The sequence below is a fragment of the uncultured Sulfitobacter sp. genome (assembly GCF_947500075.1).
GTDB lineage: Bacteria > Pseudomonadota > Alphaproteobacteria > Rhodobacterales > Rhodobacteraceae > Sulfitobacter.
On record NZ_CANMQS010000001.1, the window covers coordinates 197,995 to 211,071 of the forward strand.

11 protein-coding genes are annotated in these 13,077 nt (G+C 62.8%); 4 read left to right on the plus strand and 7 right to left on the minus strand.

The annotated features are described in order from the left end of the window. Nucleotides 1–87: 87 nt before the first annotated feature. Nucleotides 88–861 carry a methyltransferase domain-containing protein gene (locus Q1A91_RS01025; RefSeq protein ID WP_299871531.1) on the minus strand — a complete coding sequence of 258 codons (774 nt, stop codon included), beginning with the start codon at nucleotides 859–861 and terminating at the stop codon, nucleotides 88–90. A gap of 63 nt (nucleotides 862–924) precedes the next feature. On the opposite strand from Q1A91_RS01025, the gene gloB reads away from it, so the two are divergent. The 3 genes from gloB (at nucleotide 925) to Q1A91_RS01040 (ending at nucleotide 5,222) form a co-directional block, all read left to right on the plus strand. After that, a complete protein-coding gene (gene gloB / locus Q1A91_RS01030) occupies nucleotides 925–1,692 on the plus strand; it encodes a hydroxyacylglutathione hydrolase (protein WP_299871533.1) in 768 nt (255 codons plus the stop codon). A gap of 252 nt (nucleotides 1,693–1,944) precedes the next feature. Continuing rightward, complete coding sequence (gene clpA / locus Q1A91_RS01035; RefSeq protein ID WP_299871536.1) at nucleotides 1,945–4,266, plus strand: ATP-dependent Clp protease ATP-binding subunit ClpA; 2,322 nt, start codon at nucleotides 1,945–1,947, stop codon at nucleotides 4,264–4,266. Further along, on the plus strand, nucleotides 4,263–5,222 hold the full coding sequence (locus tag Q1A91_RS01040; RefSeq protein WP_299871539.1) for a M23 family metallopeptidase: 960 nt from the start codon (nucleotides 4,263–4,265) through the stop codon (nucleotides 5,220–5,222). Before clpA ends, Q1A91_RS01040 begins: the two co-directional genes overlap by 4 nt. A 56-nt stretch (nucleotides 5,223–5,278) precedes the next feature. On the opposite strand, the gene Q1A91_RS01045 is transcribed toward Q1A91_RS01040, so the two are convergent. The 3 genes from Q1A91_RS01045 to Q1A91_RS01055 form a co-directional block, all read right to left on the minus strand. Beyond that, complete coding sequence (locus Q1A91_RS01045; RefSeq protein ID WP_299871541.1) at nucleotides 5,279–7,258, minus strand: peptidoglycan -binding protein; 1,980 nt, start codon at nucleotides 7,256–7,258, stop codon at nucleotides 5,279–5,281. A 2-nt stretch (nucleotides 7,259–7,260) separates the two neighbouring features. Next, complete coding sequence (locus tag Q1A91_RS01050; RefSeq protein WP_299871543.1) at nucleotides 7,261–8,481, minus strand: biopolymer transporter ExbB; 1,221 nt, start codon at nucleotides 8,479–8,481, stop codon at nucleotides 7,261–7,263. Nucleotides 8,482–8,556: 75 nt separating this feature from the next. Continuing rightward, nucleotides 8,557–9,084 (minus strand): gamma-glutamylcyclotransferase, encoded by a 528-nt coding sequence (locus Q1A91_RS01055; protein WP_299871546.1) that lies wholly within the window; start codon nucleotides 9,082–9,084, stop codon nucleotides 8,557–8,559. Between the two features lie 82 nt (nucleotides 9,085–9,166). Between Q1A91_RS01055 and Q1A91_RS01060 the strand changes: the two genes are divergently transcribed. Further along, on the plus strand, nucleotides 9,167–10,165 hold the full coding sequence (locus tag Q1A91_RS01060) for a DUF2125 domain-containing protein (protein WP_299871549.1): 999 nt from the start codon (nucleotides 9,167–9,169) through the stop codon (nucleotides 10,163–10,165). On the opposite strand, the gene Q1A91_RS01065 is transcribed toward Q1A91_RS01060, so the two are convergent. From Q1A91_RS01065 to hisC, 3 genes are read right to left on the minus strand one after another with little or no spacing between them, the layout of a single operon-like run. Beyond that, nucleotides 10,166–10,963 carry an extensin family protein gene (locus Q1A91_RS01065; RefSeq protein ID WP_299871554.1) on the minus strand — a complete coding sequence of 266 codons (798 nt, stop codon included), beginning with the start codon at nucleotides 10,961–10,963 and terminating at the stop codon, nucleotides 10,166–10,168. Continuing rightward, nucleotides 10,960–11,880 carry a prephenate/arogenate dehydrogenase family protein gene (locus tag Q1A91_RS01070; RefSeq protein WP_299871557.1) on the minus strand — a complete coding sequence of 307 codons (921 nt, stop codon included), beginning with the start codon at nucleotides 11,878–11,880 and terminating at the stop codon, nucleotides 10,960–10,962. Before Q1A91_RS01070 ends, Q1A91_RS01065 begins: the two co-directional genes overlap by 4 nt. Then, on the minus strand, nucleotides 11,877–12,959 hold the full coding sequence (hisC, locus tag Q1A91_RS01075) for a histidinol-phosphate transaminase (protein ID WP_299871560.1): 1,083 nt from the start codon (nucleotides 12,957–12,959) through the stop codon (nucleotides 11,877–11,879). The genes Q1A91_RS01070 and hisC overlap by 4 nt, the downstream gene beginning before the upstream one ends. Nucleotides 12,960–13,077: the final 118 nt, after the last annotated feature.

The window sequence follows — 13,077 nt, forward strand, 5'->3', positions numbered from 1 at the left end:
TTTGCTGCGCTCGCAGCGTCCTGCCCCCTCAAAGGGCGCGGGGTGCGGCGGTCCGACGCACCCTTGGAGAATTCACAAAAACCGAATCTATCCGCGATGCGGCATCGATCCTGCCGGGCGGGGATTTCGGCTGACGGCGGGTTCGGTCAGCCCCTCCAGCACCGATATCCGTTTGCGCGCGGTCTTCGGCGTCCCCTTGGGCGGATAGACCAGCTTGCTCGCCTCCACCATGAACGCCCCACCTGCCAGCATTGCCGGCAACACCTGCCCGACTTTCTCAAACAGCTTGGCCGATTTCATCCAGACCCGCTGCTGCGATGGAAACTGATGCAGCGCGGTTGCATGGCGTTCGGGCAGGAACTGATGCTTGCGCAACTGCGCTTCAAGCTGCCCCGGCGAATAGGGCCGCCCATATCCAAACGGCGTCCGGTCCCGGCGCGCCCAAAGCCCCGCGCGGTTGGGCACGATAAACAGCACCCTGCCCCCCGGCCCCAGCACCCGCCAGCATTCCTCCAGCAGATCGGAGGGCCGCTCACAGGTCTCAAGCCCGTGCAGCAGCACCAGCTTGTCCACGTGACCTGTCTCCAGCGGCCACAAGGTCTCTTCCGTCAGCACCGAGGTATTGGGCATGCCCGCAGGCCAGGGCATCACCCCCTGCGGTGCGGGCATCAGGGTGATCACCCGCCGCGCATCCGCCAGAAAGGGCCGCAACAAGGGTGCTGCAAAGCCAAAGCCCACCACCGTCTGCCCCTTGGCTTCCGGCCACATCTTGAGCATCCGCCCCCGCAACGACGTCTGCGCGGCGCGTCCCAACGCACTGCGGTAATAGAAATTGCGCAGGTCCTGAACATCAAGGTGCATTGCGGCCCATCGGTCTGAGTGTCACTCTGCACGTAAGGATGCAACACGCGCAAAGGAATAGCCATGGCTTATGAGTTGATCACGATCCCCTGCCTGTCAGACAATTATGCCTATCTTCTGCGCTGCGGCACGACGGGCGAGGTGGCGGTGATCGACGTCCCCGAAGCGGGGCCCATCCTGGCAGCCCTTGAGAGCCGCGGCTGGACGCCGACGCAGGTCTGGCTGACCCACCACCACTACGACCACGTGGATGGTTTGCCCGATCTGTTGACCGCCTATCCGGCACAGGTCGTCGGCGCACAGGCGGACGCGCACCGCCTGCCCCCGCTCGATCTGGCGGTTGCCGAAGGCGATACCGTCACGCTGGGCAACCTGACGGCAGAGGTGATCGACGTCTCCGGCCACACCATCGGCCACATCGCCTTTCATGTTCCGGCAGCAAAATGCGCCTTCACCGCCGACAGCCTGATGGCTCTGGGCTGTGGACGGCTGTTCGAAGGCACGCCTGCACAAATGTGGGACAGCATGCAGAAAATGCTCAAATGGCCCGACGACACAACGATCTGTTCCGGCCACGAATACACCGCCTCGAACGCAAAATTCGCCCTGACGGTTGATCCCGGTAATGCCGCACTTATCTCTAGGGCATCCGAAATTACCGCCGCCCGCGCCAAGGGTGAGCCGACAGTGCCCTCGCAACTCTCAACCGAACGCGCCACCAATCCCTTTTTGCGCCCCGCCGACCCCGGCATTCGCGCCACTCTGGGGATGCCCACCGCATCTGACGCAGACGTTTTTGCCGAAATTCGCAAACGCAAAGACAATTTTTGATCCCGTTTTGGCCCTATTCAGACCGAAGACGTTTGCAAACGTCTGTTTCGAAGCCAAAGACAATGATCGGAAACCTGCGACAAAACTGCCCAAAACACTGCGATCACGGCAATTGTGACATCATTTTTCAAGAAAACGCTTGAAGCCGCGCCGTGATCAACCAAACTCTAATACTAAGAGGCCATGGTCGGTTCAGGGGGATGCGTTATCCTACCCGCCCCCTCCCGACCCAGATCGAAAAGGAGCACGCTTGTGCCTTCATTCTCGAATACACTAGAGCAGGCAATCCACGCAGCCCTTGCGTTGGCCAATGCCCGCCGCCACGAATTCGCCACGCTAGAGCATTTGCTGCTGGCGTTGCTGGATGAACCCGATGCGGTTCAGGTGATGAAAGCCTGCTCCGTCGACGTATCCGACCTGCGCGAAACGCTGGTCGAATTCGTGGACGAGGATCTGAGCAATCTGGTCACGGACGTGGACGGCTCCGAAGCGGTGCCGACAGCCGCGTTCCAGCGGGTCATTCAGCGTGCCGCAATTCACGTCCAATCCTCCGGTCGGACCGAGGTGACAGGCGCCAACGTGCTGGTTGCCATCTTTGCCGAACGCGAAAGCAACGCGGCCTACTTCCTGCAAGAACAGGAGATGACGCGCTATGACGCGGTGAACTACATCGCACACGGTGTCGCCAAGGACCCAGCCTACGGCGAAGCCCGCCCCGTTGCAGGCGCGCCGGAGCATGAGGAAGAAGCCCAGGGCGTGACCGAGGGCGACAAGAAAGAATCCGCGCTGGCTAAATACTGCGTAGATCTCAATGCCAAGTCCCGCGATGGCGATGTCGATCCGCTGATCGGCCGCGACAGCGAAGTGGAACGCTGCATTCAGGTCCTCTGCCGCCGCCGCAAGAACAACCCACTGCTGGTGGGTGATCCGGGCGTCGGCAAAACCGCCATCGCCGAGGGGCTTGCGCGCAAGATCGTGGCAGGTGAAACGCCCGAAGTGCTTCAAAATACCACCATCTACTCCCTCGACATGGGCGCACTGCTGGCAGGCACCCGGTACCGCGGTGATTTTGAGGAACGTCTGAAAGCCGTGGTCAGCGAGTTGGAAGAGCATGACGATGCGGTGCTGTTCATTGATGAGATTCACACGGTGATCGGTGCCGGTGCCACGTCTGGTGGCGCCATGGACGCCTCCAACCTGCTGAAACCCGCGCTCGCGGGCGGCAAGCTGCGCACCATGGGCTCCACCACCTACAAGGAGTTCCGTCAGCACTTTGAAAAGGACCGCGCGCTGAGCCGCCGGTTCCAGAAGATCGACGTGAATGAGCCTTCCGTGGAAGACGCGGTGAAAATCCTGCGCGGCATCAAGCCATATTTTGAGGATCACCATTCGGTCAAATACACCTCCGACGCGATCAAAACGTCGGTGGAACTGGCGCATCGCTATATCAACGACCGCAAGCTGCCGGATTCGGCCATCGACGTGATTGACGAAGCCGGTGCCGCACAGCACCTCGTCGTCGCCTCCAAACGCCGCAAGACAATCGGCACGAAGGAGATCGAGGGCGTCGTCGCAAAAATCGCGCGCATCCCGCCCAAGAACGTCTCCAAGGATGATGTTGTGGTGCTCAAGGACCTGGAATCCTCGCTCAAGCGCGTGGTCTTCGGTCAGGACAAAGCCATTGAGGCGCTGTCCTCCGCCATCAAACTGGCCCGTGCCGGTCTGCGGGAACCTGAAAAACCCATCGGCAACTACCTCTTCGCCGGTCCAACCGGTGTGGGTAAAACCGAAGTGGCCAAGCAATTGGCAGACACGTTGGGTGTGGAACTCCTGCGTTTTGACATGTCGGAGTACATGGAGAAACACGCGGTTTCCCGTCTGATCGGTGCCCCTCCCGGATACGTCGGGTTCGATCAGGGCGGCATGCTCACGGACGGTGTCGATCAACACCCCCACTGCGTGCTGCTGCTGGATGAGATGGAAAAGGCGCACCCGGATGTCTACAACATCCTGCTTCAGGTCATGGACCACGGCCGCCTGACCGATCACAACGGCCGCACCGTGGATTTCCGCAACGTGGTGCTGATCATGACCTCCAACGCCGGTGCGACAGAGCAGGCGAAAGAAGCAATCGGCTTTGGCCGTGACCGCCGCACAGGCGAAGACACGGCGGCCATCGAACGCACCTTCACGCCGGAATTCCGCAACCGTCTGGATGCGGTGATCTCCTTCGGCGCGCTGCCCAAGGAAGTGATCCTGCGCGTGGTCGAGAAGTTCGTGCTGCAACTCGAAGCGCAACTGATGGACCGCAACGTGACCATTGAGCTTTCCAAGAAAGCCGCAGAATGGCTGGCCGACAAAGGCTACGACGACAAGATGGGCGCGCGTCCCCTGGGCCGCGTGATTCAGGAGCACATCAAAAAGCCACTGGCGGAGGAATTGCTGTTCGGCAAACTCGCCAAGGGCGGTGTGGTCAAGGTTGGCGTCAAGAAAGGTGAACTGGACCTCACGGTCCTGTCGCCGGACAAGCCGCAGATCTCTGGTGACAAGCCGCCACTTCTGACGGCCGAATGATCAGAACCGCCACAGCGGTGATCCTCATGTCCTTCGCCAGCCCTGCGCTGGCGGAGGATTTTTTACTTGAGCTGCCCATTGATTGCGATCTGGAAAGCGAAAGCTGCTTCATCCAGCAATACATGGACCGTGATCCCGGCCCCTCCTCCTCGGACTACCAGTGTTCAGGTCTCAGCTACGACGGGCACCGGGGCACCGACTTTGGCCTGCCCACCAAAGCGGATATCGCCCGGAACATCCCCGTCATCGCCTCTGCCGCAGGGCGGGTTGTGGGGTTTCGGGACGGCATGCCCGACACCGGCACCGCCGAAGATGTCGAAGGCCGCGAATGCGGCAATGGCGTGGTACTGGAACATCAAAACGGCTGGCAGACCCAATACTGCCACCTCAAACAAGGCTCCGTGAAAGTCACCCGCGGCCAGAATGTCGACGTCGGAGAGGTGCTGGGCTACGTAGGTCAATCGGGCAAAGCCGCCTTTCCCCACGTGCACCTGTCCGTGCGTAAGGACGGCACGCCCATCGACCCGTTCGACCCTGACGGCACGGTCAGCTGCAACACGCCGGGGGACAGCACCCTATGGGCTGAAACACCGATCTACCAGCCCGGCGGCCTGCTGGACGGAGGCTTCGCCGACAAGATCCCCGAATATGCCGATGTGAAGGCAGGCACGGCGGATGCGGTCCCGCTTGATCCAACCTCCCCCGCCATCGTGCTCTATACGCTCAGCTTCGGCACACAGGCCGGGGACATCATCCGCATGCGCATTGACGGGCCGAACGGCACGTTGGTGGAAAGCGATCAGGTGATAGAACGCGATCAGGCGCAGTCCTTCCGGGCCGTTGGCCAACGCAGACGCGGTAATCCGTGGCCCGGTGGAACCTACAACGGGTCCCTCAGCCTGATCCGTGACGGCGACGTGATCAGCACCATGACCCGCCAGATCACCCTCGAATAACACACCACCCCATACCCCATGAAGCGGCCACCGCAGGTGCGCAATGAATGCGCGCCCTACTTCTCGGTAAATTTCAGCTCGATCCGCCGGTTGCGCGCGCGCGCTTCATCCGTATCCGCCAGATCCACCGGCTGAAACTGACCAAACCCATTCGCCGCCAACCGGTCCGGCGCAATCCCCAGCGCGCTGATCATGTATTTGACCACCGACAGGGCCCGCGCCTGACTAAGCTCCCAGTTGTCCGCAAACTCGCCCAGCCCCGACAGCGGCACGTCATCCGTGTGACCATCCACCCGCAGCACCCAGTCAATCTCCGGCGGAATTTCATCGGCAATGCTGCGCAGAATGCCCGCGACCTTGGCGATCTCCGCCTGCCCGTCCCCGGACAGAACCACCTCACCCGGCGCGAACAACACCTCGGAGGAGAATACAAACCGGTCCCCTTCAATCCGCACACCCTCCTGCGTGCCCAACAGATCGCGCAGACGGCCAAAGAACTCTGACCGGTACTGCTCCAGATCCTTGGTCTGCTCCTGCAAGGCGCGCGCTTCGGCTTCCAGCCGCTCCCGCTCTGCCGCTTCCAAGGCTGCGCGCCTGCGTTCTTCCACCGCCACCCGCGCCAGCGCGGTGTTCAGGTCAGAGCCCAACGACTGCAATTCGATCTCCTGCGCCGCGTCCCGCGCGCGCGCATCATCCAGCAGGGCCTGCAAATCCCCCAACTGCCCGCGCAGCGCCGCGACCTGCTGGTTCAGCAATTCCGTCTGCCGTTGCGCCGCCGCGCTGGTCTCTTCCTCCGCTGACAACGCCCGCTGCGCTTCCGCCAGCAACGCCGCCCGTTTTTCAGCCTCCGTGGTGGTATCCTCCGCCAGCGTCTGCGCCGCCAGCTTCGCCGCCAAGGCCTGCGCCAGTTGCGCGCGCAACGTCTCCCGGTCCACGGCATCTGCGTCCAGATCACCGCGCAACGCGCGCAACTCTGCCTGCAATCCCGCGTTCTGCGCCGTGGCGTCCGCCAGTTGTGCCTGCAAGTCCGCCTGAGCCGCCCGCAATTGTTCCTGCTCTGCCTGCAAAAGCGCCTGCGCGTCATCCTGCTCTGCTGCCAATGCCGCCTGAATGTCCGCCCGCTGAGCCGCCAGTTCCGCTGCCGTTTCCGCCTCCTGCAACGCCAGAAGCGCAGTGCTCAACCGCGTGTCCAGTTCCCCTTCAGCCGCCCGTGCTGCGGCCAGCAACGTAAGCGTATCCTCCGCCTCCTGCCGCTGTTCCTCCAGCGCCAGCGTCATCGCCGTCAGCTCCGCATCCGCGTTCTCCAACCTTTCCCGCAACGCCTGAGCCGCTGCGGCTTCTGCCAACCGCGCGGCTTCCTCCGCGCTCAAAGCCTCTGCTTGCGTGGCCAGATCACTCTGCAAATCCGCCACCTGCGCCTCTGTCTCCGCGTTGCGGGCGCGCAGATCGACGATCAGGGCATCCAGCGCCTCCCGCCGGGCCGCCGCCAACCGCGCGGCTTCCGCCTGCGCATCCACCTCATCGCGGGCGGTGGCCAAAGCAAGGTTCAGCGCCTCCTGCGCGCTCAGCAATTGCGCCTCCCGCTCTTGCAGATCCGCCACCTGCCCGCGGGCGCTGTCCCGGTCTGCCAACAGCCCCGCAACCTGTGCTTCAAAATCCGTGATCCGCGCTTCTGCTCCGGCCAGCGCGGCGGCGGTCTGATCCCGCTCCGCCGTCAGCAGGGCAATCTGCCCCGCCTGCAATGCCACCCGGTCCTGCGCGGCAGTGAGCGAGGTGTTCAACGCCCCCAACCGCGCCTCCAACTGCGCGCTCTCGCGTTCTTCCAAACCCAGCGCCTGCGCCAGTGCCGCCACCTCTCCAGCCAGCGCGTCCAGCTCTGTCTCCTGTCCGGTGATGCGTTCGGTCAGCACGAATTGCACCACCATGAAAATGGTCAGCACAAACATCAGCACCAACAAGAGCCCGGTCATCGCGTCCACAAATCCCGGCCAGATGGAGCTTTGAAACCGCGTGCCAGTGCGCCGCGACAGGGCCATGCTCAGTCCCCCTTACCGCCGGGGCGCAGGGGGCCCGGCAGGCGGCGGCGGGCCTCTGCCATTGCGTCACCGCTCACGGCGCGGGTCAGCTGTTGCAGGTCTTGGCGCAGCTCTGCCATGGTTTCCTGCCGGCCTGCGGAAATCTCTTCGAGGATGCGCAGAATCTGCACGTCAATCGACCGCAACCGCATCCGGCTTTCCGCGTCGATCCCATCGCTGGTCTGGTTCTGCAAGGCCGCGATCATCCGGTCCTGACCGTCTGCAATCCGGTCCAGCGGCCCCTGCCCCGGCGCATGCGTCTCCATCTTCTCGGTCATGCGTTCGACCGCATCTGTCAGCTTGCCCAGCTTTTCGTCCATCAGCGCACGGTTCACATCCGTTTGCGTCAGCACCCGCTGCAAGCCCTCCATCTGCTCCGCCATCTGGTCAATCACTGCCGCGATGGCCCCGCCATCCCCGCCGCCATCGCCCGCACCTTCTTCGCCCGAGCTGAAACCCACGCGGGTGATCGAACTCAGCCAATCCTCAAGCTCCTGATAAAACCGGTTCTGCCCATGGCCTGCAAAAAGCTCCAGCAACCCCACGACCAGTGATCCCGCCAGCCCCAACAGGGACGAACCAAAGGCCACGCCCATGCCGCCCAACTGCGCTTCAAGCCCGGTCATCAGACGGTTGAACACCCCCACGCCGCCGCCATCGGACCCTTCCGAAGGCGCCAGACTGCGAATGGTGTCCACAACCGCCGGCACCGTGGTGGCCAGACCATAAAAGGTTCCCAGAAGGCCAAGGAAAATCAGCATGTTGACGATGTAGCGCGTGATCTCCCGCGCTTCATCAATCCGGCTGGCAACGGAATCCAGTATCGACCGGGTGGAGGTGGCCGACACCTGCATCCGCGCGCCCCGCTGCCGCAACAACGACGCCAAGGGGGCCAGCAACTGTGGGGCCACCGTCTCAGGGTCGGGTTTGTCAGAGGCGAAGTTCTCAATCCAGCGGACAGAGCCAATCAACTGAAAAACCTGATAAAAACAGGCCAGCACCCCGATCACGAAGACCGCGAAAATCACCCCGTTGAGATAGGGATTCTCAATGAAAATCGGCATGACAGACGGCAGCGCCAGAAACGCCCCACCCGCCGTTGCCGCAAGCACAATCAGCATCAGCGAAATCTGCCGCACCGGTTGTGAAAACTGTACTTTACCCTTTTGGTCTGGCTGCGCCATTTGGCCTTGTTCCTGACCCTTTTGCCTGTCTTTCCCGCAGCCTATACCGAAAAACGCGGCAAGCCCAAGACATTATCAAACAAGGGATTTCACCCGCGCACAGAGCCAATCAAGGTCAGCATCTTTCAGCCCGACAGAGGTCAGGTGTTCGGCCGTGTTATAGAGGTATTCCGTGTTCGGCCCGCGCCCGCCCACCGCATGGGCAATGATCTGCGCCTGTTCTTCCAGCGGCAGCCCGCCGCAATACTGCTCATGCGCCTCGTCAATGACGTAAACAACCGCTTCGACGTCGCGGCCATCGGCCAGTGTGACCTGCAATTCCTTCTCCAGATAGGCTGAGGAGATCAGCTCCCGCTCGCGCAGATACGCAATCGTCGCCTCCTCTGTGCCGTCTGCCGCGCGCAGGGCCATGCCCGTACAGGCATGATCCGGCTGATGATCCAGCGCCAGCACCAGCCCCGGTTCGTCTTCGGTCCCACGATGATGGATCGACCGCATGCAAAACGACCGCGCATACCCCGGCAGGGTGCCAATCACGCTTTCGGCCACGTCAAATCCGGGGTTCCACAACAACGATCCATACCCAAATACCCAAAGCGCCATGTGCCGCTGTCCCTTCACACTGGTTCTTGTTCAATGGTGCGGGTAAACCGCATCCATCGGATGAGTTAAAGGGGTGTTCGCCATGAGCAGAGTGATTGGTGTGTTGATGCTGGCAGCAACTCTGTGGAGCGGGTGGTGGTACATCGCCTCCAGCGCGGCAGAACGCGGCGTGCACAATTGGCTCGCCCTGCGCCAGGCGGAAGGCTGGCAGGCAGAGGCGCAAGGCGTCACGCGCAGCGGCTATCCCGTCCGGCTGAACCTGCATGTCGAAGGACCTGTACTGGCCGATCCGGCCACAGGTGTCGCGCTTGAGATGGAGCATCTGGACCTCAGCGCCCCCGCATGGTGGCCCGGTGACGTCACACTGGACCTGCCCCAAACCCCCATCCGCATGTCCAGCCCCGATGGCCCTTTGACGCTGCAAGCCAATGCGGGCCAGGCCACCCTCAACCTGCACCCCGGCCCCTCCCTGCAACTTGAAGCGATGCAGGCCACCAGCGCACTGTGGCAAATCACAGCCCCCGAAGGCGCGCTTCTCAGCGGCAGCGCCTTCACCGCCTCCATGGTGCAGGATACTGAAACCGCCGAGACCTATGCCTTCACCGTCGATGCCACGAACCTCACCCCCGGCGCATTCCTGCGGGCAGGTCTGCCCACCGACTGGCCCTCGAGTTTCGACACATTCACCGCCCGCATGCGCGTCACTTTCGACACGCCCTGGGACCGGTCTGCACTGGAAACCCGCCGCCCCCAGCCCCGCAAGATCACCATCGAAGAGGCGGACATCAAATGGGGCGCATTGCGGCACCGCGCTTCTGGCGATCTGACGATTGATGCAAGCGGCGTGCCGGAAGGCAGCGTGAGCCTACAGGTAGAGAACTGGCGGCAGGCTCTTGATATCGCTCAGGATAACGGCGCACTGGCGGCGGATTTCAGACCACAGGCGGAAACGATACTGGGCATGCTCTCCAACATGGGCGGCGATCCGGAGACGTTGAATATGACCCTGACATTCAAAGGGGGCAGCGTGGCCATGGGCCCCATCCCCCTCGGCCCCGCCCCGCGCATCATCCTGCGCTGATCACCGGCAATAACTGCCCGACCGATACCGTGCCGTATCAAAATGAAAATGATCCCGGTGGAACCGGTCCGCATTCGGCCCCAGCACGGTCCCGAACGGCCCGCAGGCATCCCGGTGCATCCGCCGCAGCGCCTTGGAACTGCCCCGCGCGTTCCAGCCGCGCAGCACCGTGACCTCAGACCCATCCGCCAGCTTGAAACCGGAGATATCAATCGCGCGGCCCTTGCCATGCTCGGATATCTTCGCCCCCTTCTGGTTGTTGCGCGTCCGGCAGGCGTAATGCGCCGCCACCCGCAGCGTTTTCAACCCGCCACCCTTGCGCGCCAGCGCCGGTTTGGCCGATTGTTCCAGCCATGTTTTCAAAGCACTCGCAGTCGTGCAATCCATGACCGACGACTGGCTCAACCCCACGCCGGACACCGACCGCACGCGCACGGCATCCGTCACCCCGCAGCCGCGAATGCGGCCGGGCACCTTGCCAATCGCCTCTCCCTGAATCGAAAGATCACCGCAAACAGCGCCCTTGCGCAGCGCCCGCTTTGCCGCGCGCCCCTCCCCTTCGACCTTCTTCGACCGAAACAGCGGACGCAACGATTGCAACAGCCCGCCGCGTTCCCGCGCCTGCTCTTGTTCCGCGCTTTGCGCAGGCTGCGCGATAGAGCCGCTGGGCTGCGACACAAGCGGTTTCTGCACCACGTTCCCGCCCCGCTGCACCGGGCGTTCCGATACCGCAGGCCCCGTGGCCTGCGCCATCTGCGCCGCACAGATAATCGCGGCAAGCAGGCCGAGGCGTTTCACGATTTGGACCCTGACCGCCCGAAGTCCGGCGCATCCGTGTCCTGCCCAGCTTCAATAATCCCCCGCCGAATGGCGCGGGTGCGGGTGAAATAATCGTGCAAATGATCGCCATCCCCCTGCCGGATTGCCCGTTGCAGCGCGAACAGCTCCTCGGTGAAGCGTCCCAAAATCTCCAGCGTCGCATCCTTGTTGGATAAAAACACATCCCGCCACATCGTCGGGTCAGAGGCCGCAATCCGCGTAAAATCCCGGAAGCCCGCTGCGGAATACTTGATCACCTCACTGTCGGTAACCCGGCGCAGATCATCGGCCACGCCCACCATCGTATAGGCAATCAGGTGCGGTGCGTGGGAGGTCACCGCGCAGACACGGTCATGATGCTCCGCTTCCAGCTCATCGGTGAAGGCCCCCATACCGTTCCACAGCGCCTTGAGCCGGTCCACCGCATCGCGGTCACTGCCGGGCACCGGAACGATCAGGCAATATTTGCCGTCGTAAAGCTCGGCAAAGCCAGACCTTGGCCCGGAATGCTCCGTCCCGGCCATCGGATGGGACGGCACAAAATGCACGCCATCGGGCAAATGCGGGGCCACGGCTTCGATCACCGCCCCTTTGACCGATCCCACATCGCTGACCGTGGCACCGGGTTTCAGATGCGGCGCGATCTCTGCTGCCACATCGCCCATGACGCCCACCGGCACGCACAACACCACCAGATCCGCGTCCTGCACGGCCTCGACCGCCGTGTCGCACACCCGGTCGCACAAGCCGATCTCCCGCGCGGTATCGCGCGTCTCCGCCGACCGGGCATAGCCTGTCACTTCCCCCGCCAGACCGTCGCGTTTCATCGCCCAGTACATGGACGACGCAATCAGACCCAACCCGATCAGGGCGACTTTTTCATATACAACGCTCATGCCGCAGCCCGCCAACGGTTCAACACATCAATCACCCGACCGGTCTGGTCCACATCGCCCACGGTAATCCGCAGCCCCTCCGGAAAGCCGTATCCCGTCACACGCCGGATCAATATCCCGTCCGCCACAAACGCCGCCTCCGCAGAAGAGGCTTCCGCCTCATCCGCGAACCGCGCCAGAACGAAGTTCGTCTCGGAAGGGTCACAGGCGATCCCCAACTGCCCGAGGGCGCCCGTCAGACGCGCCCGTTGATCCGCGTTCAGCGCCTGACACCGCGCCACCCAATCGGTATCGCGCACCGCCACTTCAGCCGCAGCCAACTGCACCGTCGACAGGTTGAAGGGCTGTCGCAACCGGTTCATCACATCGATCATCGCCTGCGGGCCATAGCCCCAGCCGATGCGCAATCCGCCCAACCCGTAGATCTTGGAAAACGTCCGCGTCATCAACACGTTGGGCCGTGTCGCGGCATAGGACGCGCCGCCGTCATAGCCATCCGTATATTCAGCATAGGCCGCATCAATCACCAGAATGATCCGCTCCGGCAGCCCCTCCACCAAGCGCGCCAGATCCGCATCCGGCAGCCGCGTGCCGGTGGGATTGCCCGGATTGGTAAGCAACACCATCTTCGTGCGTGCGGTCACCGCGCCCAAAATCGCATCCACGTCAACGCGACGCTCCGCCTCCGGCACACAGACCGGCGTCGCGCTCGCCGCGCGAATGAGCACCGGATAAAGCGAAAACCCATGTGCCGTATGGATGATCTCATCCCCCTGCCCCGCATAGGCCTGTGTGACAAACTGCAACACCTCGTCCGATCCCGCACCGCAGATCACCCGCGCCGGATCCAGCCCCCAGATCTCTCCAATCGCGGCGCGCAGGCCCGCATGATCCGTCGACGGATAGCGGTGCATCTCCACCGCCGCTGCCGCGGCCGCTTCGACAGCCGCAGGCACAGGCCCCAAAGGGTTCTCATTCGAGCTGAGCTTGAGCACATTGTCGCGCCCCGCAATCGCGGATTTGCCCCCGACATACAGCTCAATATCCATGATGCCGGGTTGTGGCGTCATCTGGGTCATGGGAATGGTCTTTCCTTGTTCTGGAGGGGTTCTAACCGCATGGGCAGGCCACTGCCAGTGGGGAATCCGTCCTGCGCCAATCTGTACGGGCCAACACCACGCACAAAGCACACTCCTG

Excerpts from the sequence above, each read along its gene's own strand:
- Q1A91_RS01025 (WP_299871531.1), bottom strand. The coding sequence starts at position 861 with ATGCACCTTGATGTTCAGGACCTGCGCAATTTCTATTACCGCAGTGCG.
- gloB (WP_299871533.1), top strand. The coding sequence starts at position 925 with ATGGCTTATGAGTTGATCACGATCCCCTGCCTGTCAGACAATTATGCC.
- Q1A91_RS01040 (WP_299871539.1), top strand. The coding sequence starts at position 4,263 with ATGATCAGAACCGCCACAGCGGTGATCCTCATGTCCTTCGCCAGCCCT.
- Q1A91_RS01045 (WP_299871541.1), bottom strand. The coding sequence starts at position 7,258 with ATGGCCCTGTCGCGGCGCACTGGCACGCGGTTTCAAAGCTCCATCTGG.
- Q1A91_RS01050 (WP_299871543.1), bottom strand. The coding sequence starts at position 8,481 with ATGGCGCAGCCAGACCAAAAGGGTAAAGTACAGTTTTCACAACCGGTG.
- Q1A91_RS01055 (WP_299871546.1), bottom strand. The coding sequence starts at position 9,084 with ATGGCGCTTTGGGTATTTGGGTATGGATCGTTGTTGTGGAACCCCGGA.
- Q1A91_RS01060 (WP_299871549.1), top strand. The coding sequence starts at position 9,167 with ATGAGCAGAGTGATTGGTGTGTTGATGCTGGCAGCAACTCTGTGGAGC.
- Q1A91_RS01070 (WP_299871557.1), bottom strand. The coding sequence starts at position 11,880 with ATGAGCGTTGTATATGAAAAAGTCGCCCTGATCGGGTTGGGTCTGATT.
- hisC (WP_299871560.1), bottom strand. The coding sequence starts at position 12,959 with ATGACCCAGATGACGCCACAACCCGGCATCATGGATATTGAGCTGTAT.